Source organism: Streptomyces sp. NPDC058872, from assembly GCF_042743065.1.
In the GTDB taxonomy this organism is placed as follows: Bacteria; Actinomycetota; Actinomycetes; order Streptomycetales; family Streptomycetaceae; genus Streptomyces.
The window spans coordinates 1-26,707 of sequence record NZ_JBHYMK010000009.1; the positions used below are offsets into that span (position 1 = coordinate 1).

Consider the following 26,707-nt stretch of genomic DNA (forward strand, 5'->3'; position numbering starts at 1 on the left):
CCGGTGCCCCCGCGACGGGGGCACCGGGCCTCGGTGCCAGCTACTGGCGCCTCAGTGGGAGTGGCCGTGACCGTGGCCGTGGCCCGCGTCCGCCGGCTCCTCCTCCTTCTTCTCCACCACGAGGGTCTCGGTGGTGAGGAGCAGGGAGGCGATCGAGGCGGCGTTCTCCAGGGCGGAGCGCGTCACCTTCACCGGGTCGATGACGCCGGCCTTGATCAGGTCGCCGTACTCGCCGGTGGCGGCGTTGAAGCCGTTGCCCTTGTCGAGCTCCGCCACCTTGGAGGTGATGACGTAGCCCTCCAGGCCGGCGTTCTCGGCGATCCAGCGCAGCGGCTCGACCGCGGCGCGGCGGACGACCGCGACACCGGTGGCCTCGTCACCGGTCTTGTCGAGGTTGCCCTCCAGGACCTTGACGGCGTGGACGAGCGCGGAGCCACCACCGGAGACGATGCCCTCCTCGACCGCGGCGCGGGTCGCGGAGATGGCGTCCTCCAGACGGTGCTTCTTCTCCTTCAGCTCCACCTCGGTGGCGGCGCCGACCTTGATCACGCACACGCCGCCGGCGAGCTTCGCGAGGCGCTCCTGGAGCTTCTCCCGGTCCCAGTCGGAGTCCGTGGACTCGATCTCGGCCTTGATCTGGTTGACGCGACCCGCGACGTCCTCGGAGTTGCCCCCGCCGTCGACGATGGTGGTGTCGTCCTTGGTGACGGTCACGCGGCGGGCGGTGCCGAGCACGTCGAGACCGGCCTGGTCGAGCTTGAGGCCGACCTCCTCGGCGATGACGGTGGCGCCGGTGAGCGTCGCCATGTCGCCGAGCATCGCCTTGCGGCGGTCACCGAAGCCGGGGGCCTTGACGGCCACGGCGTTGAAGGTGCCACGGATCTTGTTGACGACGAGGGTGGAGAGGGCCTCGCCCTCGACGTCCTCGGCGATGATCAGCAGCGGCTTGCTGGCGCCGGCCTGGATGACCTTCTCCAGGATGGGCAGCAGGTCCTGGATGGAGGAGATCTTGCCCTGGTGGATCAGGATGTAGGGGTCGTCGAGGACGGCCTCCATGCGCTCCTGGTCGGTCACCATGTAGGGGGACAGGTAGCCCTTGTCGAAGGCCATGCCCTCGGTGAAGTCGAGCTCCAGGCCGAAGGTGTTGGACTCCTCGACGGTGATGACGCCGTCCTTGCCGACCTTGTCCATCGCCTCGGCGATGAGCTCGCCGACCTGCTGGTCCTGCGCGGAGAGCGCGGCGACGGCGGCGATGTCGGACTTGTCCTCGATCGGGCGCGCGGTGGCGAGGAGGTCCTCGGAGACGGCCTTGACGGCGGCGTCGATGCCCTTCTTCAGGGCGGCCGGGGAAGCACCGGCGGCGACGTTGCGCAGACCCTCGCGGACCAGGGCCTGGGCGAGCACGGTGGCGGTGGTGGTGCCGTCACCCGCGATGTCGTTGGTCTTGGTCGCCACCTCCTTCACCAGCTGGGCGCCGAGGTTCTCGTACGGGTCCTCGATCTCGACCTCGCGGGCGATCGTGACACCGTCGTTGGTGATGGTGGGGGCGCCGAACTTCTTGTCGATGACGACGTTGCGGCCCTTGGGGCCGATCGTCACCTTGACCGTGTCGGCAAGCTTGTTGACGCCGCGCTCAAGGGCGCGACGGGCGTCCTCGTCGAACTTCAGGATCTTCGCCATGGGAGCGGTTCAGCCCTCTCGGATTCGGGTGGAACGAACCGCGCCCCGGGGCGCCTGGGAAGGGGCCTCGGGGCGCAGCTCAAAGCATCTGCTTCAGGTACTTCGGTACTTCGGAGAATTACTTCTCGACGATCGCGAGGACGTCGCGAGCCGAGAGGACGAGGTACTCCTCGCCGTTGTACTTCACCTCGGTGCCGCCGTACTTGCTGTACAGCACGATGTCGCCGGTCTTGACGTCGAGCGGCAGACGCTCGCCGTTCTCGAAGCGGCCCGGGCCCACGGCCAGGACGACGCCCTCCTGGGGCTTCTCCTTCGCCGTGTCCGGAATGACCAGGCCAGAGGCGGTGGTCTGCTCGGCGTCGAGCGGCTGGACCACGATGCGGTCCTCGAGCGGCTTGATGGCAACCTTGGAGCTGGTGGTCGTCACGATCCGACCTCCCCCTTCGGAGATCTCACGGGGTTAACTGTCTGAGGTGGCGACCAGGTGGATCCGTCGTCGCGGGTGCCGGACCTGCCCGTCGCTGTGTTGGCACTCTCCAGTGGGGAGTGCCAGAGCCGAGACTATGACCGCGATTAGCACTCGGTCAAGCGGAGTGCCAATTCATCGCCCTGTGGCGTGATCGGGGTCCGCTCCCGCAGCCCCCCGCACTCCTTCGCGTCCACCGCCGCCCGCACCTCCCGGGCGGGCGTGGGACGGGTCGTGACCCGCTCCGCCGCCTTCCGGCCGAGCCGCTCGATCGGGTCCACCGAGGAGGCGCAGGCCGGGAGGGCGAAGAGCGCGCCGGTCGCGGCGACTGCGGCGACCCAGCGCCGTCCCCGCGTCCTCACACGTAGTCCTCGAGCTTCGCGACGGCGTAGCCCTTGGCCGTGATCACGTTCATCACCCGACGGATCATGTCCGGCATGCTGCCCTTCCAGTCCTCCTTGCCGCGGAAATGGGTGAGGACGATGTCGCCGGGGTGCAGGTCCCGGTCCCACTCGCGCCATTCCATGTGGTCGGGGAAGGCTTCGGCGGCCCACAGCGGGACCGCCTTGACGCCACAGGACTGCGCGGCGCGGAGGGTGTCCTCGTTGTAGTTGCCGTACGGCGGCCGGAAGAGCGGGGGCCGCGTGCCGAAGCGCTTCTGGATGACGTCCTGCATGCCGCAGATCTCGCGCTTCTGCTCGCTGTACGAGAGGCCGGGCAGATAGCGGTGGTTGAGGGTGTGGTTGTGCAGCGAGACCCCGGCCTCCTGCGACTTCTGCATCTTCGCGAAGTAGGGGTAGTCGTCCTTGACCAGGTAGTTGCTCAGGAAGGCGCTGTAGGGGATGTGCAGTTCGCTCATCATCCGCAGCAGCTGGGGGTCCTTCTCCGCACCGTCGTCGATGGTCAGGAAGACCACCTTCTGCCGGGTCGGCACGGTGGTGAAGACGGGCGGCAGGCCCTTGCCGTCCGTCTCGAAGCCCTTGCGGGTGGTGATCTTCGGCTTGGTCACGGGCGGGGCGGGGGCGTCCAGCGGGGTCGCCGCGAGGCCCCACTTCTTGGCGGCGAGCGCGCGGGCGGCCCGCTGGGCGCGGACCTTCTCGACGTAGGCGGCGAGGGCGCCCGCCGACCCCTGGGCCTGCTGACCGGCGGCGGGGGCGGGGGCGTCGCGCTCGGGTTCGGCGCCCCCGGAGCAGGCCGTGGCGGCCACGGCGAGGGCGGCGACGGCGAGCGCCGCCCCGAGCGTCCGGCGGGGGCGGTGCGCACCATATGTCATCGCGTGGTCCTTTTGTCGTACGAGCTGTATGGCGCCGCATCCTGTCAGCGCACGAGCCCCTTCGAGCCGCGACACCGCCGTACCGCGCCGTTCGTCCCCCGCCCGGCCCACAGCGGCCCAGGGCCCACAATGGGACGGGTGACCGACCTCGCCTCCTTCTCCGCCCTGCTCGCCCCCGAGGGGCAGACGCTCCTCGCCGCCCTGCGCGACTACGACCCCGCCCAGGAGCTGGCGGTCGCCTCCCGGTTGCGCCGCGACCATCCCGCCGAGCTGGTGAGCGCGGCGCTCGGACAGGCCCGGCTGCGACAGCGGGCGGTGGCGAAGTTCGGGGCCGAGGACGCGCACCGGATGTACTTCACGCCCCACGGGGTCGAGCAGTCGACCCGCGCCTCGGTCGGCGCGTACCGGGCCCGCCGGATGCGGGCGCTGGGCGTCGACGGCGTCGCGGACCTGTGCTCCGGCATCGGCGGCGACGCGATCGCCCTCGCCCGCGCCGGCGTCTCCGTCCTCGCCGTCGACCGCGATCCGCTGACCGCCGCGGTGGTCCGGGCCAACGCCGAGGCGCTGGGACTCGACGGGCTGATCGAGGTCCGGTGCGCGGACGTGACCGAGATCGACACGAGCCCGTACGACGCGGTCTTCGTCGACCCGGCGCGACGCGGCGGCCGGGGGCGGATCTTCGACCCCGAGGCGTACTCCCCGCCGCTGTCCTGGGCGATCGGGGCGGCCCGCCGGGCCCCGCGGGCCGCCCTCAAGGTCGCCCCGGGGATTCCCCACGAGGCGGTGCCCGAGGAGGCCGAGGCCGAGTGGATCTCGGACGGCGGGGACGTGAAGGAGGCCGTGCTCTGGTTCGGCACGGAGCCCGGCGCCCGCCGCGCCACCCTGTTGCCGTCCGGCGTCGGGCTCACCGGCCGGGGGCTCCCCGATCCGGAGGTCCGGCCGGTCGGCCGCTACCTCTACGAACCGGACGGCGCCGTCATCCGGGCGCACCTGGTCGCCGAGGTGGCCGAGGAGTTGGGCGGGGGCCTGATCGACGGGACGATCGCCTACGTCACGGCGGACGCGCTCACCCCCACCCCGTACGCCACCGCCTACGAGATCACCGATGTGCTGCCCTTCAACCTCAAGAAGCTGAAGGCCCTGTTGCGGGAGCGCGAGGTCGGCACGCTCACCGTGAAGAAGCGCGGCTCGGCGGTCGAGCCCGAGGAGATCCGGCGCCGGGTGAAGCCGAAGGGGCCCGGGGCGGCGACCGTGCTGCTCACCCGGGTCGCGGGCGCCCCGACGATGCTGATCGGCCGGCCGGCGGACAAGCCGTAGCCCCCTGCCCCGCGGGCCGCCCCGGGAGCGGCTATACGTAGTCCTCCAGCCGGGCGACCGTGAAGCCCTGTTCCTGGATGCGGCGCAGCAGCGTCGCCGTCATCTCGGTCATCGTGCGGCCCTTGAGCTCGGAAGGCCCCCGGAAGTGGGCGAGGATGATGTCACCGGGGCGGAGCTTCCGGTCGGCCCGCTGGTACTGCATGTCCTTGATCTGCATGGACTCGCGCCAGAGCACGATCGCGTCGACCCCGCACTCCCCCGCCGCTGCGCGGGTGGCCTCGTTCCAGTTGCCGTAGGGCGGTCGGAAGAGGCGCGGGGCCGTGCCGTACCGCTCCTTCAGCCCGGTCTGTTGGCCGCATATCTCCCGGCGCTGGGCCTGCGCGGAGAGGGTGCGCAGGTTGGGGTGGGTGAGGGTGTGGTTGGCGAGGCCGTGGCCCTGGGCGACCAGCGGCTCGAAGTACGCGTAGTCGGCGCGGATCGCCGCGTCGGTGAGGAACATCGTGACGGGGACCTTGAGGTCCTCCATCATCCGGACGAAGGCGGGGTCCTTCTCGGCCCCGTCGTCGATCGTGATGAAGACGACCTTCTCGCGGGTGGGGATCTCGCTGATGACCGGCACCGGCCCGCCGGGCTCGCGGACCACCGGCTTGACGGAGGGCGGGGCGGGTGGGGCCGGAAGGGGCTTCAGGCCCCACTTCCGGTACGCGGCGACGGCGGCGGCCCCGCTCCCGGCCCGCCCCGCCTCCCCGTCCGCCGCAGGCTTCCCGGTGGCCACGGGCTTCCCGGTGGCCGCGGCGGACGGGGAGGCGGGCGCGGGGGTCCGGGGGCCCGCGGCGGAGGCCCCTTCCGTCGCACAGCCGGCCAACGCGAGGGCGACGGCGGTCAGGGCGGTCCACAGCGCGAGCTTCTTCTTCACGCGCTGTGGGATGCACGATCACCCCGAAAGGTTGCCCGACCCTCGAACCCCTGCGCCTATTCGACCGATTCGAAGCGCCACCGGTGCACCGGACGGGTGATCAGCTCCGCGTCCGGTTCGGGCAGTTCGGGCAGCTCGGTGTCGAAGGCCTCCGCGTCCCACCAGGTCAGCACGAGGACCCGGTCCTGGGGTGCGCGGAAGACCTCCCGGCGGACCGGCTCACGGGCGAGCACCTGCGCCCGCGCCCACTCCAGGAGCTCGGCACCCCGGCCCCGGGAGGCCCGGGCCTCCCACATGAGCGTGAGCCTCACGAGTACAGGTTCTCCTTGCTGACCTCGTGCACGTGGTCGTGGGAGTGGCCGGGGACGTGCGGGTCGGTCACCGGCAGCGAGGAGTCCGCCGACAGCTCCAGGTCGGAGGCCGGCCGGTTGCGGGCGACCATCTCGGAACCGAGGGCGGCGACCATCGCGCCGTTGTCCGTGCACAGGCCCGGGCGGGGCACCCGCAGCCGGATCCCGGCCCGCTCGCAGCGCTCCTCGGCGAGGGCCCGGAGCCGCGAGTTGGCGGCGACGCCGCCACCGATCATCAGGTGGTCGACGCCTTCGTCCTTGCAGGCCCGGACGGCCTTGCGGGTGAGCACGTCGACGACCGCCTCCTGGAAGGACGCGGCGACGTCCCGCACCGGGACCTCCTCGCCGGCCGCCCGCTTGGCCTCGATCCAGCGGGCCACGGCCGTCTTGAGGCCGGAGAAGGAGAAGTCGTACGCGGGGTCCTTGGCACCGCTCAGACCGCGCGGGAAGGCGATCGCCGCCGGGTCCCCCTCCCTGGCGAGCCGGTCGATGACCGGTCCGCCGGGGAAGCCGAGGTCGAGGACGCGGGCGATCTTGTCGAAGGCCTCACCGGCCGCGTCGTCGATGGTGGCGCCCATCGGCCGCACGTCGGAGGTGATGTCACTGGAGAGCAGCAGCGAGGAGTGCCCGCCGGAGACGAGCAGGGCCATCGTGGGCTCGGGCAGCTTGCCGTGCTCCAGCTGGTCGACGCAGATGTGCGAGGCGAGGTGGTTGACGCCGTACAGCGGCTTGCCGAGGGCGTAGGCGTACGCCTTGGCGGCCGAGACGCCGACGAGGAGCGCACCCGCGAGGCCGGGGCCCGCGGTGACGGCGATGCCGTCGAGGTCCTTCGCGGAGATCCCGGCCGTCTTCAGCGCGCGCTCGATCGTCGGGACCATGGCCTCCAGATGGGCGCGGGAGGCGATCTCGGGCACGACGCCGCCGAAGCGGGCGTGGGTGTCGACGCTGGAGGCGACGGCGTCGGCGAGGAGGGTGGTCCCGTGGACGATGCCGACGCCGGTCTCGTCGCAGGAGGTCTCGATTCCGAGTACCAGCGGTTCGTCAGCAGCCATCAGATCTCAGTCCCAGTTCCTTGAACGGTCAGTCGCATCACGAGCGCGTCCACGTTTCCGGGCTGGTAGTAGCCGCGCCGGAAACCGATGGGCTCGAAGCCGAAGCGCTCGTAGAGCTTCTGGGCCCGGGTGTTGTCCACGCGCACTTCGAGGAGCACTTCGTCGCACTCGAAGGCGGTGGCGTGCTGGAGCAGTTCGGTGAGGAGCCGGGCACCGAGGCCGGTGCCCCACTGGTCGCGGGCGACGGCGATCGTCTGCACGTCGCCGAGCCCGCCGGCCGCGGCGAGCCCGGCGTACCCGACGACCCGGCCGTCGGACGGGTCCTCCGCCACGACGTAGCGGCGGGTGGCCCGCGGGCCCCTGGCATGGGCGAGCTCGGACCAGAACATCCCCGCCGACCAGGCGTCCTCGGGGAACAGGTCGGCTTCGAGGGCGAGCACCGGCTCGATGTCCCACCAGCGCATCTCGCGCAGCACCGCCCCGGTCACGGAGGCGCTCACGTGGGAGTGACCACCTTGTAGTTCTTCGGCACCTGGGCGTCGGGGCGGCGCAGGTACATCGGCAGCGGGTCGAGGAAGCCGTCGCCGCCGGCGGCGAGCCGCTCCGCGGCGAGCCCGGCGAGCGCGGCGGCCGACTGGTGCTCGGGGTCGCGGGCGTCCGGGAAGGCCTCGGGGTACAGCCGGGCGCCGGCACCGACGACGGGAAGCCCGGCGAGCGCGTCGGCGATGTCTGCGGGCCGGTCGACGGACGCGTCGGTCACCCGGGTGCGGGAGTCCTGGTACCGCGCCCAGTAGACCTCCTTGCGGCGGGCGTCCGTCGCGACGGCGAAGGGCCCCTCGATCCCGGAGGCGTACGCGAGGCCGTCGAGGGTGCACAGGCCGTGCACCGGTACGCCGAGCACCGACGAGAAGGTCGCGGCCGTGACGAGGCCGACCCGGAGGCCGGTGTAGGGACCGGGGCCGACGCCGACGACGACGCCGGTGACGGCGTCGAGCGTGAGCCCCGCCTCGGTGAGGACCCGGTCGACGGCGGGCAGCAGCAGCTCCCCGTGGCGACGGGCGTCGACCTGGCTCGACGAGGCGACGACGGCCTCGCCGTCGTGGAGGGCGACGGTGACGGCGGGAGTGGCGGTATCCATGGCGAGCAACAGCACGCGAACAGCCTACGGCTCCCGGGCACGCTGCCCCGACCCTCGGGCGGGCTGCTGCTACCGTCACCCTTCGACACGTACGTACGAGAGGTGGGCACGGTGGCAAGGAGCAGCTCGGGATTCGTGGCCGGGCTCACCGCGGCGGCCGTCGTCGTGGTCGGCGTCCTGGCCTACCAGGCTTCGGCGAACGCACCCGCCGATCTGTCGGTGAAGCCGCGGACTCCGGGCGCGGCCGTTCCCTCGACCTCGCCGAGCGGCGTGCCCCAACCGGTCAAGGACCCCCTGGCCGTCCCGGTGGATTCGGGCAGCGGCGAGCGGGTGGTGTACGCGCTCGCCGACCGCCGGGTGTGGATCGTGGACGGGAAGGGCAAGGCGACCCGCACGTTCACGGTGTGGCCGAGCACGGTCGACCCGCTGCCGGGGGCGTACCGGGTGACCTCGCGCTCGGGCTCGGTGCGCGGTTCGGACGGGGTGCAGATCGAGCACGTGGTGCGGTTCACGACGGCCGAGGACGTGACGGTCGGCTTCAGTGCGGCGGTGGACGGCTCGACGCCCTCCCCGGACCCGGCCCGGAAGACCGGCGGCATTCGCATGAAGCGGGCCGACGGCGACGCGATGTGGCTGTTCGCGGTGATCGGCGCGAAGGTCGTCGTCGTCGCCTGAGGCCTCCCGGAAGGGGGACCCCGCCCCCGGCGGCCCGGTTCCAGACGTACGTCTTCCGGGGGACGGCCCACGGCGAACGCCCTCCCCCGCACGGCCCGCCCGACCGTCGCCCCCGTCCTCGGACCCGGGCTCAGGCCGCTTCGTCCCGCACCGCTTCCTCGTCCTCCTGCGCCCGCTCCGCCTGCTCGGGCGGCGGGGTCGAGAGGGCTCGGGCAGCCGCGCAGGAAGCCAACAGCTCGCTCATCGAGACGTGGCCCCCGCCGGGTTCCGCGCGTTCTGGCGTCGCCATGCATGCCTCCCGTAGGTTAGGTACACCTAACCAGCTCGTGCCTCCATGTGACCACGGCTCGCGGGACCCACGCAACACCTTCCCGACACGTTGTCGGAACCTACGGACCGCCGTCCTAGAGCGCGGCCAGGTCCTCGTCCGCCCAGCGGGTTCCGATCCCGCGCAGCACGACCGTGCGCCGGTCGTCGTCGGTGTCGCCGGTCACCCGGTGGATCAGGAGGTGCAGCCGGTCGTCCGTCAGCTCCTCGACCTTTCCGTCGCCCCATTCGACGACGACCACGGACTCGGGCAGCGAGACGTCCAGGTCGAGGTCCTCCATCTCGTCGAGTCCGCCGCCGAGGCGGTACGCGTCGACGTGCACCAGGGCCGGACCGCCGACCAGGGACGGGTGGACGCGGGCGATGACGAAGGTCGGGGAGGTGACGGCGCCCCGCACGCCGAGCCCCTCGCCGAGGCCGCGGGTCAGGGTGGTCTTCCCGGCACCGAGCTCACCGGTGAGCATGACGAGGTCGCCGGGGCGGAGGATCTTCGCGAGCCGGCGGCCGAGCTCCTGCATCTGCTGCGGGGAGTCGACGGAGAGGGTGGCGCCGGAGACGGGCGGGTGGGCTGCTTCCATACCCGCAAACTTAGTCCCTGTGCAGGGTCCCCCCGGCCGGCACGGCACCGGCCCGCACCAGCAGGTCGGCCAGCCGGTCGGTGACCGCCTCCGGGTGCTCCAGCATCACCAGGTGGCCGGCGTCCGGGACGATGACCAGCTCCGCGTCCGGGAGGAGGCCGGCGATGGCCTCGGTGTGCGAGCTGGGGGTGACCAGGTCGTTGTCCCCGGCGAGCGCGAGCACCGGCAGTTCCTCGAAGGCGGCGAGGGCGGCGGCCTTGTCGTGCTCGGCGAAGGCCGGGTAGAAGGCGGCGACCACGTCGATCGGGGTCGACTCGATCATCCGCTCGGCGAAGCGGGCGACCGCCGGGTCGACGTCCTTCGACGCGAACGAGTACTTCTTGATCAGCCCGGCGAAGAGGTCGGCGGTCGCCCGTCGACCGCGCTCGACCAGCTCCGCCTGGGAGCCGAGCGCCCGCAGGACGCCCGGCAGGACCCGCCGGACGGCGTTGACGCCGGCGAGCGGCAGCCCGTACGACACCTCGCCCAGCTGCCCCGCCGACGTGCCGACGAGGGCGACGCCGACGACCCGGTCGCGGATCAGTTCGGGGTACTGGGCAGCGAGCGCCATCACCGTCATGCCCCCCATCGAGTGGCCGACGAGGACCAGCGGCCCCTCGGGCGCCGCCGCGTCGAGGACGGCCTTGAGGTCGCGGCCGAGTCCGTCGATGGAGACGGGCACCCCGTCGGGCCCCGTCTGGGAGGCGCCCTCCCCGGACCGGCCGTGGCTGCGCTGGTCCCAGTGGACGGTGCGGACGAGACCGCGCAGGGCGGCCCGCTGGAAGTGCCAGGAGTCCTGGTTGAGACAGTAGCCGTGGCTGAAGACGACGGTGACGGGGGCGGGTTCCTTCCGCCCGAACAACCGGCGGCGGCGACCGGCCGACGGCGCGTTCGGCTCGACCTCGTCCACCTCGTAGTACAGGACCGTGCCGTCCTCGGCGCGGGCCCGACCGGGGGCGCCGCGCAGACCGCCGTACGGACCGGCGGCGTCCAGGGCGAGCCGTGCCTTCTGCCGCACCGAACGGCCGACGGTGAGCCGCTCCACGGCGACCCCGGCGGCCGCACCGGCGGCCAGGACGCCTATCGCGGCCCCGGCGAACCCGGCGCGCCGCCAACTGCTCGACTCACCCACGCCGACTCCCCCTACTCGTCCAGGTAGACGCGCGGGACGCGCGCCCCGATCCGGGTGACGATCTCGTACGCGATGGTGTCGGCGGCCACCGCCCAGTCCTCGGCGGTCGGTTCGCCCCGGTCGCCGGGGCCGAAGAGCACGGCCTCGGTGCCCGGTTCCGGGGTGTCCCCGTCCAGGTCGACCACGAACTGGTCCATGGCGACCCGCCCGGCGACGGTGCGGACCCGGTCGCCGACCAGGACGGGGCCGCGCCCGGAGGCATGCCGGGGAACGCCGTCCGCGTACCCCAGCGGGACGAGCCCCAGGGTGGTCTCGTCCGCGGTGACGTAGTGGTGCCCGTAACTCACCCCGTGCCCGGCGGGAACCCGCTTGACCAGCGCGACGCTCGCCTTGAGCGACATGACGGGCCGCAGGCCGAGCTCCGCCGAGGTGCCGAGCTCGGGGCTGGGCGAGACGCCGTACATCGCGATGCCGGGCCGCACCAGGTCGAAGTGGGTCTCGGGCAGGGTCAGGGTGGCCGGCGAGTTCGCGATGTGCCGGACCTCGGGCCGGACGCCCGCCCGCTCGGCGTGGTCGAGCATCGCCCGGAAGACGTCGAGCTGGGCGGCGATCGAGGGGTGGTGCGGCTCGTCGGCGCAGGCGAGGTGCGACCAGAGTCCGGTCACCTTGACGTGGCCGTCGACCTCCGCCTTCAGCGCGGCCCCGACCAGTTCGGGCCAGTCGGCGGGCTGGCAGCCGTTGCGCCCGAGCCCGGTGTCGGCCTTCAGCTGGATGCGTGCGGTCCCCCCGGTCCGACGCGCCGCTTCGACGACCTCCTCCAGCGCCCACATGCCGCTCACCGCCATGTCGAGCCCGGCCTCGATGCCGCGGTCCCAGGGGTCGCCGGGGGTCCAGAGCCAGCACATGACCGGAACGTCCGCGATTCCGGCCGCACGCAGCGCGAGCGCCTCGTGCGGGGTGGCGGTGCCGAGCCAGTCCGCGCCCGCGTCCAGGGCGGCGCGGGCACAGCGCACGGCGCCGTGCCCGTACGCGTCGGCCTTGACCACGGCCATGATCCGGACATGGGGGCCGACGCGGGCGCGCAGCGTGCGGATGTTCGCACGCAGCGCGCCGAGGTCGATCTCGGCGCGTGCCCTGCGGGGCGGAGGTGTCTCAGTCATCGCGCCCAGTCTCTCAGGTGTCAGCTGCCGGGCCGCTTTCCCCAGATGTAGACCCGGTCACCCTTGCGGAGGACGCCCCAGAGCCGCCGTGCGTCACGGTGGCCGAGGTTGACGCAGCCACGGCTGCCGGTGATCGTGGCCAGCTGCCCCCGGACGGCGTGGAAGGCCTGACCGCCGCTGAAGAACTGGGCGTACGGCATGGGGGTGTCGTAGAGGGACGACCAGTGGTCCTCGTGGCGCCAGTAGACGGTGTGCCAGCCCGTCCTGGTCCGCTGCCCCGCCCTTCCGCTGCGGATGTTCACCACCCCGTAGACCACCTTCTTCCCCTTCTGCACCCACATCAGCTCGCGGTCGAGGTCGACGCAGGCCACGGGGTGGGAACGGACGGGGCACCTGCGGGCGGCGTTCGGGTCCCTGCGGGCGGCGAGGAGCTCGGCGCGGGCCCAGGTCACCGGGCCGGCGTGGCCGACGGCCGGCTTGATCTTCTCCCTGACCTGAAAGGCCCTGATGGCCCGGCAGTCGGCGGCGGACTGCCTCCCGTCGACCTTCAGACCCAGCAGCCGCTCCACCTGCCGCTGGTACGCCCCGGCCTTCGCGGTGCAGCTCGCCGCCGATCCGACGGCGCTGCGGGGCAGTTGCCCGACCGGCGCGCCGACCTCCCGCTCCGGATCGGGGACGTCGCCCTCCGGTGGACGCGGGGGCAGCACCCGGCCGGGCGGGGGCAGGGGGTACGGCGCCCGGCCCGCCGCGGCCGTCCCCGACGGGAGGAGGCCCCCGGCGGGCCCGGGCACATCGGCGGCGGCAGCGCCCCCGCCCAGCAGGACGGCCCCCAGGACCATCGACGACAAGGTGAAACGGCATCTCGATCTGATCACCCGCCCACCCAACCCCGACCCCGGGACGCCCACGCGCACCCGCGCACGCGCCGGCCGGCGGGTTCGCCCGAGTGGGGGCGGCGGGAGAAGGTGGAAGCATGACGGCAGGACCTGACGCATGGACGGCGGGGACGGCGTACGAGCAGTACATGGGCCGGTGGAGCCGACCGGCCGCGGACCGGTTCGTGAGGTGGCTGGACGGCCCGGACGGCCTGCGCTGGCTGGACCTGGGCTGCGGCACCGGAGCCCTCACCGCGGCGGTGTCCGCCCACCGGCACCCCGCGCTCGTCCTCGGCCTCGACCGCTCCCCCGCCTTCGTGGCCGACGCACGGGCCGCGGCGCCCGCCCCCGCGCGCTTCCTCGTGGGGGACGCCCAGGAACTGCCGGTACGGGACGGGGGGTGCGACGCGGTCGTCAGCGGACTCGCACTGAACTTCCTCCCCGATCCCGAGGCGGCCCTGGCCGAGGCGACCCGGGCGGTGCGGCCGGGCGGCCTCGTGGGCGCCTTCGTGTGGGACTACGCCGGGGGCATGGAGTTCCTGCGGCGCTTCTGGGACGCGGCGGTCGCGGTGGACCCGGCGGCCGGCGACCTGGACGAGGGCCGGCGCTTCCGCGTCTGCCGCCCGGAACCCCTGCGCGCCCTGTGGACGCGGGCGGGCCTGGTCGACGTGGTGCTCACCGCGATCGACGTCCCCACGGTCTTCGCGGACTTCGACGACCTGTGGACGCCCTTCCTGGGCGGCCAGGGCCCCGCCCCCACCTATGTCACCGGGCTCCCGCCCCGTGCCCGCGCGCGCCTGCGCACCGCCCTCCGGGCGGCCGTCCCCCCGGACGGGAACGGCACGATCCCCCTCACCGCCCGCGCCTGGGCGATCCGGGGCCGCGCCCCGACCCGGTGACCCCGGGCAGCGGGGCTACGGGGCCGTCACGTCCTGCCAGGCGGCCCGCACCGCACCCGCCACGTCCGTCGCGGTCACCGGGCCGCCCCCGCCCGCCACCCGCCGTGCCGCGAGCCCGTGCAGGTACGCCGCGCAGGACGCCGCGTCCACCGCGCGGAGCCCGGCGGCGAGCAGGGAGCCCGCCAGGCCCGAGAGGACGTCACCGCTGCCCGCCGTCGCCAGCCAGGACGTGCCCGTCGGGTTCACCCGCACGGGCCCGACGGGGTCGGCCACCACGGTCGTCGACCCCTTCAGGAGGACCGTCGCCCCGTACCGTGCCGCCAGTTCCCGCACCGCCGAGAGCCGCTCCGCCTCCACGGCCGCCCGCTCCCGCCCGAGGAGCGCCGCCGCCTCACCCGCGTGCGGGGTGAGCAGGGTCGGAGCCGTACGGGAGCGGACGGCATCCGGTGCGAGGCCCCGCAGCCCGTCCGCGTCGACGAGGACGGGCACGTCCGAGGCGAGGACCTCCGCGACGGCGACGGCCGTCCCGGGTCCCTCGCCGAGCCCCGGGCCGACCACCCAGGACTGGACCCGCCCGGCCTTGTCCGGGGGCCCGGGGTGCACCAGGGTCTCGGGATGCGCGGCCATCACGAGGTCGGCCGCATGCCCCACGTACCGCACCGCGCCGGCACCGCCCCGCAGCGCGCCCCCGACGGCGAGGACGGCGGCGCCCGGATAGCGCGCGGAGCCCGCGACCACGCCGACGACGCCCCGCCGGTACTTGTCGCTCTCGGCGCCCGGTGCGGGCAGCAGCCGCGCCACGTCCTCGTGCTGGAGCGCTTCCAGGTCGGGCACCGACGGCAGCACGGCGCCGAGGCCGATGTCGACGAGCCGGACCGCGCCCGCGTACTCCCGCGCGGGATCGACCAGCAGCCCCGGCTTGTAGGTCCCGAAGGTCACCGTCGCGTCGGCCCGCAGCGCCTCCCCCGTGACCTCGCCGGTGTCGGCGTCGACGCCGCTGGGCAGGTCGACGGCGACCACGGCCGCGTCGGAGCCGCGCGCCGCCCGGGCCACGGGGACCGCGTCGGGGCGCAGTCCACCGCGTCCGCCGATGCCGGTGATGCCGTCCAGCACGAGGTCGGCGGCGGCCAGCACGTCGTACGGATCGTCGACGACCCGGCCGCCGGCGGCCCGCAGCGCGGCGAGCCCGCCCTCGTGCGCACGGTGCGCGAGCAGCACCGCCGAGACCCCGGCGCCGCGCCGGGCCAGCCGCGCCCCCGCGTACAGGGCGTCGCCGCCGTTGTCCCCGCCGCCGACGAGGAGGACGACCCTCGCCCCGTACACCCGGCCCCGCCCGAGGAGGGAGCAGCAGGCGGCGGCGAGCCCGGCGGCGGCGCGCTGCATGAGCGCCCCCTCCGGCAGGCCGGCCATCAACGCGGCCTCGGCGGCCCGAACGGTCTCCACACGATGAGCGGTTCGCATGGGATCAACCCTCTGCGATCACCACCGCCGACGCCACTCCCGCGTCATGACTGAGCGAAACGTGCCAGTGCTTGACGCCCAGCTCCGCCGCCCGGGCCGCCACGGTCCCCCGCACCCGCAGCCGGGGCTGTCCGGTGCCCTCGACGTACACCTCGGCGTCCGTCCAGTGCAGCCCGCCGGGCGCACCCAGGGCCTTGGCCAGTGCTTCTTTCGCGGCGAACCGCACCGCGAGGGAGGCCGGTCCGCGCCGTTCACCGCTCGGGAGCAGGATCTCCCGTTCGACGAAGAGGCGCTGGAGCAGCCCCGGCGTCCGCTCGATGGACGCGGCGAAGCGGTCGATCTCCGCCACGTCGATCCCCACCCCAATGATCATTTCCCACTCACTCCACGGTCACGGATTTGGCCAGGTTGCGCGGCTGGTCGACCTCGTTGCCCCGCGCGGTGGCGAGCTCGCAGGCGAAGACCTGGAGCGGCACCGTGGCGACCAGCGGCTGGAGCAGCGTAGGCGTGGCGGGGATGCGGACGAGGTGGTCGGCGTACGGGACGACGGCCTCGTCGCCCTCCTCCGCGATCACGATGGTCCGGGCCCCGCGCGCCCGGATCTCCTGGATGTTGGAGACGATCTTGTCGTGGAGGACGGAGCGGCCCCGCGGCGAGGGCACGACCACGACGACCGGCAGGCCTTCCTCGACGAGCGCGATCGGCCCGTGCTTCAACTCGCCCGCGGCGAAGCCCTCGGCGTGCATGTACGCGAGCTCCTTGAGCTTGAGCGCGCCCTCCAGGGCCACCGGGTGGCCGACGTGCCGGCCCAGGAAGAGGACCGTGTCGTGGTCCGCCAGGGAGCGCGCGAGGGCGCGCACCGGCTCCATCGTCTCCAGGACCCGCTCGACCTCCTCGCCCATCCGGGCGAGCTCGCGGACGACCGCGTCGATCTCGTCGCCCCACTGGGTGCCGCGCACCTGGCCGAGGTAGAGGGCGAGCAGGTAACAGGCGACGAGTTGGGTGAGGAAGGCCTTGGTGGAGGCGACGGCGACCTCGGGCCCGGCGTGGGTGTAGAGGACGGCGTCGGACTCCCGCGGGATCGTCGAGCCGTTGGTGTTGCACACGGCGAGCACCTTGGCGCCCTGCTCCCGGGCGTGCCGGAGCGCCATGAGGGTGTCCATGGTCTCGCCGGACTGGGAGATGGCGATGACCAGGGTGCGCTGGTCGAGGATCGGGTCGCGGTAGCGGAACTCGCTGGCGAGCTCGACCTCGCAGGGGATCCGGGTCCAGTGTTCGATGGCGTACTTGGCGATGAGCCCGGCGTGGAAGGCGGTGCCGCAGGCGATGACGACGACCTTGTCGGCCTCGCGGAGCACGGCGTCGGGGATGCGGACCTCGTCGAGGGTGAGCCGTCCGGAGGCGTCGATCCGCCCGAGGAGGGTGTCGGCGACGGCCTTCGGCTGTTCGGCGATCTCCTTGAGCATGAAGGAGGCGTAGCCGCCCTTCTCGGCCGCGGAGGCGTCCCAGTCGACGCGGTAGGCCCGCACCTCGGCGGGCACCCCGTCGAAGTCGGTGACGGTGACGGCGTCCCTGCTCAGCTCGACGACCTGGTCCTGGCCCAGCTCGATCGCCGAGCGGGTGTGGGCGATGAAGGCGGACACGTCGGAGGCGAGGAAGTTCTCGCCCTCCCCGACGCCGACGACGAGCGGCGAGTTGCGGCGGGCCCCGACGACCACGTCCGGCTGGTCGGCGTGGACGGCCACGAGGGTGAAGGCCCCGTCGAGCCGTCGGCAGACCAGCCGCATGGCCTCCGCGAGGTCCCCGGCGGAGGAGAACTCCTCGGCGAGGAGGTGGGCCACGACCTCGGTGTCGGTCTCGGAGAGCAGCGCGTGGCCGCGCTCGGCCAGCTCCTCCCGGAGGGCGGCGAAGTTCTCGATGATCCCGTTGTGGACGACGGCGACGCGCCCGGCGTTGTCCAGGTGGGGGTGCGCATTGGCGTCGGTCGGCCCGCCGTGGGTGGCCCAGCGGGTGTGTCCGATGCCGACGGAACCGCTGGCCAGCGGCCGGTCGACGAGTTCCTTCTCCAGGTTGACGAGCTTGCCCGCCTTCTTCGCCGCGGCGAGCCCCCCGTCGGAGAGCACCGCGACACCGGCCGAGTCGTAGCCCCGGTATTCGAGCCGCTTGAGGCCCGCGACCACCACATCAAGCGCCGACTGACCGCCGACGTATCCCACGATTCCGCACATGACGGCAGGCTACGCCGGAACCCCTCCCACCGATCGGACCCGGACCGGAGACGGTGCCGCGTCGGTGCGCGTCCGCGTCAACCTCCCCAACGCGTGACCGACCCCACCCCCCACGCTCCCCGGCCACCCGGGACAATGGCGGGGTGATCACTTCGCCGCCGCAGGGCGCCCACGGGAACGGCACCGGCACCGCAGCCGGGAACGCAACCGGCAACGGCGCCGGGAACGGAACCGGAAACGGCCACCGCCGGCCGTCCGAGGCGACCCCCTACGTCGACCTCACCCGCGCCGAGTGGAGCGCCCTGCGCGACAAGACGCCGCTGCCGCTGAGCGCCGACGAGGTCGAGCGGCTCCGAGGCCTCGGGGACGTCATCGACCTCGACGAGGTGCGGGACATCTACCTCCCGCTGTCCCGGCTGCTCAACCTGTACGTGCAGGCCACCAGCGGTCTGCGGGGCGCCCTGAACACCTTCCTCGGCGAGAGCGCGGAGCAGCGCGGCACCCCCTTCGTCATAGGGGTCGCCGGTTCGGTGGCCGTCGGCAAGTCGACGGTCTCCCGGCTCCTGCAGGCGCTCCTCGCCCGCTGGCCGGAGCATCCCCGGGTGGAACTGGTGACCACGGACGCCTTCCTCTATCCGATGGAGGAGCTGAAGGCGCGCGGACTGATGTCCCGCAAGGGCTTCCCCGAGTCGTACGACCGCCGGGCCCTGACCCGCTTCGTCGCGGACATCAAGGCGGGCAAGGACGAGGTCACGGCGCCGGTCTACTCGCACCTGATCTACGACCGGGTACCCGGCGAGCGGCTCGTCGTCCGCCGCCCGGACATCCTCATCGTGGAGGGCCTCAACGTCCTCCAGCCCGCCCTCCCCGGCAAGGACGGCCGCACCCGCGTCGGCCTCGCCGACTACTTCGACTTCTCGGTGTACGTGGACGCCCGGCCCGAGGACATCGAGCGCTGGTACCTGAACCGTTTCCGGAAGCTGCGCGACACCGCGTTCCAGGACCCGTCCTCGTACTTCCGGCGCTACACCCAGGTCTCCGAGGAGGAGGCACTCGACTACGCCCGGACGGTGTGGCGGACCATCAACAAGGTGAACCTGCTGGAGAACGTGGCCCCGACCCGCGGCCGGGCGACCCTCGTCGTCCGCAAGGGCGCCGACCACAAGGTGCAGCGCCTCAGCCTCCGGAAGCTCTGAGCTCCGTACGCTCTCCCCATGCTGCACCTCCGGATCATCGTCCCGCCCGACCGCACCTCCGGGGTGGTCGACCTGATCGAGTCGACGGTGGGGACCGCTCATCTGGTGGTGCTGCCGGGGGCGGCGCGGGACCCCGCGGGCGATCTGGTGCTGTGCGACGTGGCCCGCGAGTCGGTGGACGAACTGCTGCACGGAATGCGCGGGCTGAGGATCGATCAGGACGGCTCGATCTGCGTCGAGGACATCGCCCTGTCGCTGTCGGCGCGGGCGGAGGCGGCCGAGGAGGAGGCGCCCGGCGAAGCCGCCGACGCGGTGATCTGGGAGCAGTTGACGGACGCGACCCACGAGGAGTCGTCGCTCTCCATCACGTTCAGCGCGTTCATGGTCCTGGCGACGATGATCGCCGCCTGCGGCGTCGTCCTGGACAACGCGATCCTGATCGTGGGTGCGATGGCGGTCGGCCCGGAGTTCGGTCCCCTCGCCGGCGTCTGTACGGCGACGGTGCGGCGCGCACCGAAGCTGGCGGCCCGGTCCGGGCTCGCGCTGCTCGTCGGCTTCGCCGCGGCGATCGCGGCGACGACCCTGTTCAGCCTGCTCATGACCGAGCTCGGCATGTTCAGTCAGGAGCAGTTGGACGCGCCCCGCCCGAACACCAGCTTCATCTGGCAGCCGGACCCGTTCTCCTTCGTCGTGGCGCTGCTCGCGGGCACGGCCGGCACCCTCTCCTTGACCTCGGCCAAGTCCGGGGCGCTGGTGGGAGTGGCGATCTCGGTCACCACCATCCCGGCGGCGGCGAACGCGGCGGTGGCCCTCAGCTACGGAGACGTCCGACAGATGGTCGGCTCGTCGATGCAGCTGCTGCTCAACCTCTGCGGCATCGCGCTGGCCGGGACGCTGACCCTGTACGGGCAGAAGATGCTGTGGCGCACCCAGCGCGGGCACTGGCGCCGCGGCCCCCGGCCCTGAGGCGGCGGAGCGACGAGCGAGGGCCTGCCGCCCCCATCGGGTGCGGCAGGCCCTCTCGTGCATGACGGTGCCTCAGGCAGGCTAGCCCAGAGCGGACTTCACGACATCCGCGAGGCGCTGGGCAACCGCACGGGCCTGCTCGATGTCCGCGGCCTCGACCATCACCCGGACCAGCGGCTCGGTGCCGGAGGGGCGCAGCAGGACGCGGCCGGTGGAGCCCAGTTCGCGCTCGGCCTCGGCGACGGCGGCGGCGAGCTCGCCGGAGGTGTGCACCCGCGACTTGTCGACGTCCTTGACGTTGACGAGGATCTGCGGGAGCCGCTGCATGACGCCGGCGAGGTCGGCGAGCGACTTGCCGGTGGCGGCGACGCGGGCGGCCAGCATCAGGCCGGTGAGGGTGCCGTCGCCGGTGGTGGCGTGGTCGAGCACGATGACGTGCCCCGACTGCTCGCCGCCGAGCGCGTAGCCGCTCTCCTTCATGGACTCCAGCACGTAGCGGTCGCCGACCGAGGTCTGGACGAGGTTCAGGCCCTCGCGCTCCATGGCCAGCTTGAAGCCCAGGTTGGACATGACCGTCGCGACGACGGTGTTCCCGCGCAGCGTGCCGGCCTCGCGCATGGCGAGGGAGAGCACGGCGAGGATCTGGTCGCCGTCGACCTCCTCGCCCGAGGCGTCCACGGCGAGGCAGCGGTCGGCGTCGCCGTCGTGGGCGATGCCGAGGTCGGCGCCGTGCTCGACGACGGCGGCCCGGAGCAGGTCGAGGTGGGTGGAGCCGCAGCCGTCGTTGATGTTGAGGCCGTCCGGCTCGGCGCCGATGGTGATGACCCGGGCGCCGGCGCGGGAGAAGGCCTCGGGCGAGACGCGGGCGGCGGCGCCGTGCGCCTCGTCGAGGACGATCGTGAGGCCGTCGAGACGGTTGGGGAGGACCGAGAGCAGGTGGGAGACGTAGGTCTCGAAGCCCTCGTCGTAGTCGCGGACGCGGCCGACGCCGGCACCGGTCGGACGCTGCCACGGGGCGCCGGTGCGGTGCTCCTCGTACACGGCCTCGATCTTGTCCTCCAGGTCGTCGGCGAGCTTGTGACCGCCGCGCGCGAAGAACTTGATGCCGTTGTCGGGCATGGCGTTGTGGCTCGCGGAGAGCATCACACCGAGGTCGGCACCGAGGACCCCGGTCAGGTGGGCCACGGCGGGGGTCGGAAGGACCCCGACCCGGAGCACGTCGACGCCGGCGCTGGCGAGGCCCGCGACGACGGCCGCCTCAAGGAACTCTCCGGAGGCGCGCGGGTCACGCCCGACGACGGCAGTGGGCCGATGGCCCTCGAAGGTGCCCGCCTCGGCGAGCACGTGCGCGGCAGCGACCGACAGGCCGAGCGCCAGCTCCGCCGTCAGGTCCGCGTTGGCCACGCCGCGCACGCCGTCCGTGCCGAAGAGTCGTCCCACAGCTGTCCTCCGAAAATATGTGCCCAAGCTGATGAAAGAAAAAAGGGGGGTTATGAAAAAACGTACGCCCCGACGGCACGGACAGTGCCGTCGGGGCGTACGGAAGCAGACCGAGCAGGCGATTAACGCTTGCTGTACTGCGGAGCCTTGCGGGCCTTCTTGAGACCGGCCTTCTTCCGCTCGACCGCACGGTCGTCACGGGAGAGGAAGCCGGCCTTCTTCAGCGCCGGGCGGTTGTTCTCGACGTCCGCCTCGTTCAGCGCACGGGCCACGCCGAGGCGCAGGGCACCGGCCTGACCGGAGACGCCGCCACCCGCGATGCGGGCGATGACGTCGTAGCGGTTGTCGAGCTCGAGCACCTTGAAGGGCTCGTTGACTTCCTGCTGGTGCACCTTGTTGGGGAAGTAGTCCTCAAGGGTGCGACCGTTGATCTTCCACTTGCCGGTGCCCGGAACGATCCGGACGCGGGCAATGGCGTTCTTGCGACGGCCCAGGCCGGCGGCCGGCTGCGGGTCGCCGAAGCGGGACGCGAGCGACTCGGAGGTGTAGTCACCCTCGACGAGCTCGGTCTCGGTGGTGTACTCCTCAACGCCCTCGAACTCGTCGACGGGGGTCTCGGGGGTGGTCTCGGCCACGATGCTCCTCAGATTCTTTTCGTCTTAGGGGGTGGCCGGACTTACTGCGCGACCTGGGTGATCTCGAACGGGACCGGCTGCTGGGCAGCGTGCGGGTGGTTCTCGCCCGCGTAGACCTTCAGCTTCGAGAGCATCTGACGGCCCAGGGAGTTCTTGGGGATCATGCCCTTGATGGCCTTCTCGACGGCCTTCTCGGGGTTCTTGTCGAGCAGCTCGTCGTAGCGGACGGAGCGCAGACCACCCGGGAAGCCAGAGTGACGGTAGGCCATCTTCTGGGTCTTCTTGTTGCCGGACAGGTGAACCTTGTCGGCGTTGATGATGATGACGAAGTCGCCCATGTCCATGTGGGGGGCGTAGACGGGCTTGTGCTTGCCTCGCAGGAGGTTCGCAGCCGTCGTCGCCAGACGGCCCAGGACGATGTCCTGCGCGTCGATGATGTGCCACTGGCGCGTGACATCGCCGGGCTTGGGGCTGTACGTACGCACGGTCGTAGCCTTCGCTTCTTCGGTATGGGGTCTCCCCGAGCCCAAGGGGCTCAGGAGAAGGTCCTGACAGGGCCACAGGGACGATGCACGACAGCCTTGGCCGTAGCGCGGGGACGCAACCCGTGTACATGCCGCTGGTCATCGGCCCGGTGGACCGGCGTAAGGGCCCCTCGCGTGAGAACGACCAAGCCAATACGCATAACAAACCAGAAGACTACCCGGCACCCCCGCGATGGGTCAAAACGCCGAGGAGATGCCTACCGGGCCCGCTCGACTCGGCGCTCGTCCCACACGGGCTCGTCGGTCTCCCGCACCACTCCGTCCGACCCGAAGACCAGGAAACGGTCGAAGGACTTCGCGAACCACCGGTCGTGGGTCACCGCGAGCACCGTCCCCTCGTACGACTCCAGACCGTCCTGGAGGGCCTCCGCCGACTCCAGGTCCAGGTTGTCCGTGGGCTCGTCGAGCAGCAGCGCGGTCGTCCCCGCGAGCTCCAGGAGCAGGATCTGGAAGCGCGCCTGCTGGCCGCCGGACAGCTTGTCGAAGGACTGGTCGCCCTGCCGCTCCAGCTCGTACCGCCGCAGCATCGACATCGCCGCGCCCCGGTCCTTGGCGTGCTCCGTCCACAAGATGTCCACGAGCGGGCGCCCGACCAGCTCCGGGTGCGCATGGGTCTGGGCGAAGTGCCCCGGCACGACCCGGGCCCCCAGCTTCCAGGTGCCCGTGTGCGCCACCGAACCGTCACCGGCCAGGAGCCGGAGGAAGTGCGACTTGCCGGAGCCGTTGGAGCCGAGGACACCGATCCGTTCGCCGTAGAAGATCTCCAGCGAGAACGGCTTCATCAATCCGGTCAGCTCAAGGTTCTCGCAGGTCAAGGCCCGCACCCCGGTCCGTCCGCCGCGCAAGCGCATCCGGATGTCCTGCTCCCGCGGCGGCTCCGGCGGCGGCCCCGCCTCCTCGAACTTCCGCAGCCGGGTCTGTGCCGCCGCGTACCGGGACGACATCTCGTGGCTGACCGCAGCCGCCTGTCGCAGGTTGACCACCAGCTTCTTCAGCTGGGCGTGCTTCTCCTCCCAGCGCCGCTTCAGCTCCTCGAAGCGGGCGAACCGCTCCCGCCGGGCCTCGTGGAAGGTGTCGAAGCCACCACCGTGCACCCACACGTCCGAGCCGGCCGGGCCGGGTTCGACCGCGACGATCTTCTGCGCGGCCCGGGAGAGCAGCTCCCGGTCGTGGGAGATGAAGAGCACGGTCTTGCGGGTCTCCCGCAGCCGTTCCTCCAGCCACCGCTTGCCGGGCACGTCCAGGTAGTTGTCGGGCTCGTCCAGGAGCAGCACCTCGTCGGGGCCGCGCAACAGCGACTCCAGGACCAGTCGCTTCTGCTCACCGCCGGAGAGCGTCCGGGCCTCCCGGAACTGCGCCTTCTCGTACGGGACGCCGAAGGCCGCCGTCGTGCAGATGTCCCAGAGGGTCTCCGCCTCGTACCCCTGCACCTCGGCCCAGTCGCTGAGGGCCTGCGCGTACGCCATCTGCGCGGCCTCGTCGTCCACCGTCATGATCAGGTGCTCGGCCTCGTCGACCGCCTTCGCGGCCTCCCTGATCCGGGGCTGGGCCACCGAGACCAGCAGGTCTCGGACGGTGGAGCCGTCCCGCACGGAACCGACGAACTGGGGCATCACCCCGAGACCGCCGCTGACCGTGACCGTGCCGCCGTGCGGCTGGAGCTCTCCGGCGATCATCCGGAGCAACGTGGTCTTGCCGGCGCCGTTGGCCCCGACGAGGGCGACGACCGCCCCCTCCCCGACCCGGAAGGAGGCGTCCCCGAGCAGGACCCTCCCGTCGGGGAGGTAGTACTCAAGATGTGCGGCCTCGACGTGTCCCATGGAATGCATTGTCACCGCCCGCATCGGCTCCGCCCAACCGGTTTAGGATGCGCGGCATGAGCTTTGGGGGACCGCAGTGGCCGCAGGAGCCGCAGCAGCAGGGGTACGGGCAGGGGGCGGGGCAGCAGGGGTACGGCCAACAGCCCGGCTACGGACCGCCGCCGGGACACGGACAGCAACCGGGGCAGCAGCCGCAGCCGTCCGGCTTCGAGCAGCAGCGGCCGAACCCGTTCCCGGGGGCACAGGACAGTGGTGCCACCCCGGACTGGGGCGCCCTGGCCGACGCCTCCGCCTCCCGGAACCGCCGCAAGCGCCTCCTGCTGGTCTCCGGCGGGGCCCTGGCCGCCGTGGCCGTCGGCGCGATCGTCGCGACCGCCGTCGTGGCCACCAACAAGAAGAACGACGAGGCCAAGAACGGCCCGCTCCCCACCGGAGCGGTCTCCCCCACCGACCTCCCCAGCCCCGAGCCGACCTTCTCCTCGGTGGCACCACCGCCCCCGCCGGACCCGAAGGACTACATCTCGGACCCGAAGAAGGACAAGGCCCCGCTCACCGCCGAGGGCCTCTTCCCCGGCAAGAAGCTGACCATGGACGACCGCCCCTACCAGAAGGGCGCGACCTCCTCGACGAGCAGCTGCACGGCCGTCACCCAGGGCGGCCTGGGCGGGGTCCTCCAGCAGAACGGCTGCCAGCGGGTGCTCCGCGCCACCTATGTGAAGGACGGCGTGGCGATCACCGTGGGCGTCGCCGTCTTCCCCTCCGAAGCCGCGGCCGGGAGGGCGAAGGACCAGGCCGTCGGCGGCATCGCACCGCTGACCGGCGCCGGCGTGGGTGACTTCTGCCACTCCACGGTCTGCCTGCGCCGCGCGAACGCGATCGGCCGGTACGCGTACTTCACCCAGGCCGGCTTCACCGACGGCACGAAGGTGACCAAGGCCGACACGGCGGTCTTCCGGGCCAGCGACGACCTCGGCACCTTCGCCTTCAACCAGATCTACGCCCGGGGCCGCGCCCAGGCTTCAGCAGCAGCCGGCGCTCCCGGGGAGTGACCTCTTGTTCCGGGCCTCCCGGCTCCGGGCGGCGAGCAGCTCGTCCGCCGGGTAGCCCACCTCTTCCAGGGTGAGGCCGTGCGGCCGGACGACGTGCACGGCCGAGTCCCGGACACCGGCGGCGAGCACCTTCCCGGGCCAGTCCACCGGCCGGTGGCCGTCGCCCACGAAGAGCAGGGCGCCGACGAGCGAGCGGACCATGTTGTGGCAGAAGGCGTCGGCCTTCACGGTCGCCTCCAGCACCCCGTCGTCCCGCCGCTCCCAGCGCAGCACCTGGAGCGTGCGGATGGTGGTGGCGCCCTCGCGCTTCTTGCAGTACGCGGCGAAGTCGTGCTCGCCGATGAGCGCGGTCGCCGCCTCGTTCATGGCGTCCGGGTCGAGGGGCCAGTCGTGCCACAGCACATGGCCCCGGAGCAGCGGGTCGACCCCGCCGGGGTCGTCGGTGACGCGATAGGCGTAGCGGCGCCAGATCGCGGAGAAGCGCGCGTTGAAGCCGGCCGGCGCCTCCGCCACCCGCCACACCCGGACGTCGTGCGGGAGCCGCCCCGCGAGCCGTCGGAGCAGCTTCTCCCGGTGCTCCTCCCACAGGCCCACGGGCAGGTCGACGTGGGCGACCTGGCCGCGTGCGTGGACCCCGGCATCGGTCCGACCCGCGACGGTCAGCTCGTGGGTCTCCTTGGACCGGGTCACGGTCCGCAGGGCGTCCTCGATCTCCCCCTGCACGGTCCGCTGCCCCTGGGCCTGCTTGGCCCAGCCGGAGAAGTCCCTGCCGTCGTAGGAAAGGTCGAGCCTGACCCGTACGAAACCGTCCTGCACCTCATCGCTCACGCGGAGATCCTCTCAAAGACACGGGAACGGGCCCGCACCCCAGGGGGTACGGGCCCGCACACGAGAAACGTCGGAAGAACGCTTACGCGTCCTTCGACTCCTCCTCGGTCGCCTCGACCGCGGCGGCCTCGTCGGCCTCCTTGACGGCGCGCTTGGTGGCGGCCTCGGCCTCGGCAACGGTCGCCTTCTTGGCGATCTCGCCCTCGACCAGCTCGATCACGGCCATCGGGGCGTTGTCGCCACGACGGTTGCCGATCTTGGTGATGCGGGTGTAACCGCCGGGACGCTCCGAGTAGCGCGGGGCGATCTCGGTGAAGAGGGTGTGGACGATGCCCTTGTCGGTGATCGTCTGCAGCACCAGGCGACGGTTGTGGATGTCGCCCTTCTTCGCCTTGGTGATCAGGCGCTCGGCGACCGGACGCAGGCGGCGGGCCTTGGCCTCGGTCGTCGTGATGCGGCCGTGCTCGAAGAGCGACTTCGCCAGGTTGGCGAGGAGCAGCTTCTCGTGCGCGGCGGAGCCGCCGAGGCGGGCGCCCTTGGTGGGACGCGGCATGGTGTTTCTCCTTGTGTTCTGCCCCGGCCGTACCAGGTACCGGGGTCAGTATCCGAGCAGGCGGTTACCTGTCGGAGACCCGCGCCCCGAAGGGGGCGCGGGGAACTGC

The 26,707-nt window shown here is 72.5% G+C and carries 29 protein-coding genes; 6 read left to right on the top strand and 23 right to left on the bottom strand.

Annotation, left to right across the window (positions count from 1 at the left end; genetic code table 11):
- Positions 1-51: 51 nt before the first annotated feature.
- The 4 genes from groL to ACFW22_RS07470 form a co-directional block, all read right to left on the bottom strand.
- Positions 52-1,680, bottom strand: a complete 1,629-nt coding sequence (gene groL, locus ACFW22_RS07455) for a chaperonin GroEL (RefSeq protein WP_384883612.1) — start codon at positions 1,678-1,680, stop codon at positions 52-54.
- 118 nt (positions 1,681-1,798) lie between these two features.
- Positions 1,799-2,107 carry a co-chaperone GroES gene (groES, locus tag ACFW22_RS07460; protein WP_017239619.1) on the bottom strand — a complete coding sequence of 103 codons (309 nt, stop codon included), beginning with the start codon at positions 2,105-2,107 and terminating at the stop codon, positions 1,799-1,801.
- Between the two features lie 146 nt (positions 2,108-2,253).
- On the bottom strand, positions 2,254-2,508 hold the full coding sequence (locus tag ACFW22_RS07465; protein WP_386400290.1) for a hypothetical protein: 255 nt from the start codon (positions 2,506-2,508) through the stop codon (positions 2,254-2,256).
- Positions 2,505-3,419 (bottom strand): polysaccharide deacetylase family protein, encoded by a 915-nt coding sequence (locus ACFW22_RS07470; protein WP_386400292.1) that lies wholly within the window; start codon positions 3,417-3,419, stop codon positions 2,505-2,507. Before ACFW22_RS07470 ends, ACFW22_RS07465 begins: the two co-directional genes overlap by 4 nt.
- A 129-nt stretch (positions 3,420-3,548) precedes the next feature.
- Between ACFW22_RS07470 and ACFW22_RS07475 the strand changes: the two genes are divergently transcribed.
- Entirely contained in the window at positions 3,549-4,736 is a 1,188-nt protein-coding gene (locus ACFW22_RS07475; protein WP_386400295.1) for an SAM-dependent methyltransferase, read from the top strand.
- A gap of 31 nt (positions 4,737-4,767) precedes the next feature.
- Here ACFW22_RS07475 and ACFW22_RS07480 read toward each other — a convergent pair whose 3' ends face one another.
- The 5 genes from ACFW22_RS07480 to tsaB are packed head-to-tail and all read right to left on the bottom strand — an operon-like array spanning position 4,768 to position 8,207.
- Positions 4,768-5,652 carry a polysaccharide deacetylase family protein gene (locus ACFW22_RS07480; protein WP_386400297.1) on the bottom strand — a complete coding sequence of 295 codons (885 nt, stop codon included), beginning with the start codon at positions 5,650-5,652 and terminating at the stop codon, positions 4,768-4,770.
- 56 nt (positions 5,653-5,708) lie between these two features.
- A complete protein-coding gene (locus ACFW22_RS07485; protein ID WP_386400299.1) occupies positions 5,709-5,963 on the bottom strand; it encodes a hypothetical protein in 255 nt (84 codons plus the stop codon).
- Positions 5,960-7,054, bottom strand: coding sequence for a tRNA (adenosine(37)-N6)-threonylcarbamoyltransferase complex transferase subunit TsaD (tsaD, locus tag ACFW22_RS07490; protein WP_386400301.1), 1,095 nt, complete (start codon positions 7,052-7,054; stop codon positions 5,960-5,962). The genes ACFW22_RS07485 and tsaD overlap by 4 nt, the downstream gene beginning before the upstream one ends.
- Entirely contained in the window at positions 7,054-7,518 is a 465-nt protein-coding gene (rimI, locus tag ACFW22_RS07495) for a ribosomal protein S18-alanine N-acetyltransferase (RefSeq protein ID WP_386400558.1), read from the bottom strand. Before rimI ends, tsaD begins: the two co-directional genes overlap by 1 nt.
- 32 nt (positions 7,519-7,550) lie before the next feature.
- Positions 7,551-8,207, bottom strand: coding sequence for a tRNA (adenosine(37)-N6)-threonylcarbamoyltransferase complex dimerization subunit type 1 TsaB (gene tsaB / locus ACFW22_RS07500; protein ID WP_386400304.1), 657 nt, complete (start codon positions 8,205-8,207; stop codon positions 7,551-7,553).
- 96 nt (positions 8,208-8,303) lie between these two features.
- Between tsaB and ACFW22_RS07505 the strand changes: the two genes are divergently transcribed.
- A complete protein-coding gene (locus ACFW22_RS07505) occupies positions 8,304-8,867 on the top strand; it encodes a hypothetical protein (RefSeq protein ID WP_386400306.1) in 564 nt (187 codons plus the stop codon).
- Between the two features lie 130 nt (positions 8,868-8,997).
- On the opposite strand, the gene ACFW22_RS07510 is transcribed toward ACFW22_RS07505, so the two are convergent.
- The 5 genes from ACFW22_RS07510 to ACFW22_RS07530 all read right to left on the bottom strand — a co-directional run bounded on the left by ACFW22_RS07510 (position 8,998) and on the right by ACFW22_RS07530 (position 12,942).
- Positions 8,998-9,156: a hypothetical protein gene (locus ACFW22_RS07510; protein WP_386400308.1), complete on the bottom strand. Its 159-nt coding sequence runs from the start codon at positions 9,154-9,156 to the stop codon at positions 8,998-9,000.
- A 115-nt stretch (positions 9,157-9,271) separates the two neighbouring features.
- A complete protein-coding gene (gene tsaE / locus ACFW22_RS07515; RefSeq protein ID WP_386400310.1) occupies positions 9,272-9,772 on the bottom strand; it encodes a tRNA (adenosine(37)-N6)-threonylcarbamoyltransferase complex ATPase subunit type 1 TsaE in 501 nt (166 codons plus the stop codon).
- Positions 9,773-9,782: 10 nt separating this feature from the next.
- Complete coding sequence (locus tag ACFW22_RS07520) at positions 9,783-10,943, bottom strand: alpha/beta fold hydrolase (RefSeq protein ID WP_386400312.1); 1,161 nt, start codon at positions 10,941-10,943, stop codon at positions 9,783-9,785.
- Between the two features lie 11 nt (positions 10,944-10,954).
- Entirely contained in the window at positions 10,955-12,103 is a 1,149-nt protein-coding gene (gene alr, locus ACFW22_RS07525) for an alanine racemase (protein ID WP_386400314.1), read from the bottom strand.
- Between the two features lie 20 nt (positions 12,104-12,123).
- Positions 12,124-12,942 carry a L,D-transpeptidase family protein gene (locus tag ACFW22_RS07530; RefSeq protein ID WP_386400316.1) on the bottom strand — a complete coding sequence of 273 codons (819 nt, stop codon included), beginning with the start codon at positions 12,940-12,942 and terminating at the stop codon, positions 12,124-12,126.
- A gap of 134 nt (positions 12,943-13,076) precedes the next feature.
- Between ACFW22_RS07530 and ACFW22_RS07535 the strand changes: the two genes are divergently transcribed.
- The gene (locus ACFW22_RS07535) at positions 13,077-13,877 is read left to right on the top strand and encodes a class I SAM-dependent methyltransferase (protein WP_386400318.1); all 801 of its coding nucleotides are present in this window, start codon (positions 13,077-13,079) and stop codon (positions 13,875-13,877) included.
- Positions 13,878-13,892: 15 nt separating this feature from the next.
- On the opposite strand, the gene ACFW22_RS07540 is transcribed toward ACFW22_RS07535, so the two are convergent.
- Genes ACFW22_RS07540 through glmS form a run of 3 tightly spaced genes read right to left on the bottom strand, consistent with a single transcriptional unit; the run spans position 13,893 to position 17,566 of the window.
- Entirely contained in the window at positions 13,893-15,338 is a 1,446-nt protein-coding gene (locus ACFW22_RS07540; protein WP_386400320.1) for an NAD(P)H-hydrate dehydratase, read from the bottom strand.
- 4 nt (positions 15,339-15,342) lie between these two features.
- Entirely contained in the window at positions 15,343-15,711 is a 369-nt protein-coding gene (locus tag ACFW22_RS07545) for a holo-ACP synthase (protein WP_386400322.1), read from the bottom strand.
- Positions 15,712-15,718: 7 nt separating this feature from the next.
- The gene (gene glmS / locus ACFW22_RS07550) at positions 15,719-17,566 is read right to left on the bottom strand and encodes a glutamine--fructose-6-phosphate transaminase (isomerizing) (protein WP_386400324.1); all 1,848 of its coding nucleotides are present in this window, start codon (positions 17,564-17,566) and stop codon (positions 15,719-15,721) included.
- A gap of 143 nt (positions 17,567-17,709) precedes the next feature.
- Here glmS and coaA point away from each other — a divergent pair, with 143 nt between their 5' ends.
- Both coaA and ACFW22_RS07560 read left to right on the top strand, forming a co-directional pair.
- Positions 17,710-18,762, top strand: coding sequence for a type I pantothenate kinase (coaA, locus tag ACFW22_RS07555; RefSeq protein ID WP_386400326.1), 1,053 nt, complete (start codon positions 17,710-17,712; stop codon positions 18,760-18,762).
- 18 nt (positions 18,763-18,780) lie between these two features.
- Positions 18,781-19,728 (top strand): DUF389 domain-containing protein, encoded by a 948-nt coding sequence (locus ACFW22_RS07560; protein ID WP_386400328.1) that lies wholly within the window; start codon positions 18,781-18,783, stop codon positions 19,726-19,728.
- A gap of 81 nt (positions 19,729-19,809) precedes the next feature.
- Here ACFW22_RS07560 and glmM read toward each other — a convergent pair whose 3' ends face one another.
- The 4 genes from glmM to ACFW22_RS07580 all read right to left on the bottom strand — a co-directional run bounded on the left by glmM (position 19,810) and on the right by ACFW22_RS07580 (position 24,168).
- A complete protein-coding gene (gene glmM / locus ACFW22_RS07565; protein WP_386400330.1) occupies positions 19,810-21,168 on the bottom strand; it encodes a phosphoglucosamine mutase in 1,359 nt (452 codons plus the stop codon).
- A gap of 122 nt (positions 21,169-21,290) precedes the next feature.
- Positions 21,291-21,803, bottom strand: coding sequence for a 30S ribosomal protein S9 (gene rpsI, locus ACFW22_RS07570; protein ID WP_188269149.1), 513 nt, complete (start codon positions 21,801-21,803; stop codon positions 21,291-21,293).
- Between the two features lie 41 nt (positions 21,804-21,844).
- Positions 21,845-22,288, bottom strand: a complete 444-nt coding sequence (gene rplM / locus ACFW22_RS07575; RefSeq protein ID WP_041130788.1) for a 50S ribosomal protein L13 — start codon at positions 22,286-22,288, stop codon at positions 21,845-21,847.
- A gap of 257 nt (positions 22,289-22,545) precedes the next feature.
- Positions 22,546-24,168, bottom strand: a complete 1,623-nt coding sequence (locus ACFW22_RS07580; protein ID WP_386400333.1) for an ABC-F family ATP-binding cassette domain-containing protein — start codon at positions 24,166-24,168, stop codon at positions 22,546-22,548.
- A 56-nt stretch (positions 24,169-24,224) separates the two neighbouring features.
- Between ACFW22_RS07580 and ACFW22_RS07585 the strand changes: the two genes are divergently transcribed.
- Complete coding sequence (locus ACFW22_RS07585) at positions 24,225-25,217, top strand: hypothetical protein (protein WP_386400336.1); 993 nt, start codon at positions 24,225-24,227, stop codon at positions 25,215-25,217.
- Here ACFW22_RS07585 and truA read toward each other — a convergent pair.
- Both truA and rplQ read right to left on the bottom strand, forming a co-directional pair.
- Positions 25,188-26,045 (bottom strand): tRNA pseudouridine(38-40) synthase TruA, encoded by an 858-nt coding sequence (gene truA / locus ACFW22_RS07590; RefSeq protein WP_386400338.1) that lies wholly within the window; start codon positions 26,043-26,045, stop codon positions 25,188-25,190. The genes ACFW22_RS07585 and truA overlap by 30 nt on opposite strands.
- An 82-nt stretch (positions 26,046-26,127) precedes the next feature.
- The gene (gene rplQ / locus ACFW22_RS07595; RefSeq protein ID WP_384421355.1) at positions 26,128-26,598 is read right to left on the bottom strand and encodes a 50S ribosomal protein L17; all 471 of its coding nucleotides are present in this window, start codon (positions 26,596-26,598) and stop codon (positions 26,128-26,130) included.
- Between the last annotated feature and the right edge of the window lie 109 nt (positions 26,599-26,707).